The following is a 512-nucleotide window of genomic DNA, read 5'->3' on the forward strand; positions in this document are numbered from 1 at the left end:
AACAAGTTCCAACTGCAATGAAAAAGAAAGGACGAATATTCGTCATCGACGGAAATCACGCACTCCATCGTGTCTGGTTCACGTTGCGCACAGGCCGGCCGATCGAAGAGGCACTTCCATATGCATTCACCAGCTTGATATGCAAAGACGCCGTGGCCGTCAAGGCCACCCATATGCTGGTTGCATTTGACGGCAAGCAGGTGTTTAGGTACGGTGTGTATGACGGATACAAAGCTGACCGAAAGAACAAGAAGCAAAGTGGGCCGGCCGTCGATAGCCAGTACACCAAACCTACGGGCGACGTGTACGATTATTTGCCGGATGTGTACTCGATGCTGAGTGACGCTAGGATCACGTATTTCCAACCGAAAAAACACGAAGCTGACGATGTACTAGCCTCGGTAGGTCATCAGTACTCCGACGAGTATCAAGTTGTGCTAGGCGCGCAGGACAAGGATGACTACCAGTGCCTGAAGGGAAAGCACGTGCTTATGTACGATTCGGCTCACAAG

At 51.2% G+C, this 512-nt stretch carries 1 protein-coding gene; it reads left to right on the top strand.

Annotated features, from left to right (window positions below; genetic code table 11):
- Positions 1-17: 17 nt before the first annotated feature.
- The coding region (locus AC1RO3_RS07855) for a hypothetical protein (RefSeq protein WP_481763714.1) at positions 18-512 on the top strand (495 nt) is incomplete at its 3' end.

It is taken from the genome of Dellaglioa sp. CoH-57-MRSF-19, from assembly GCF_056781975.1.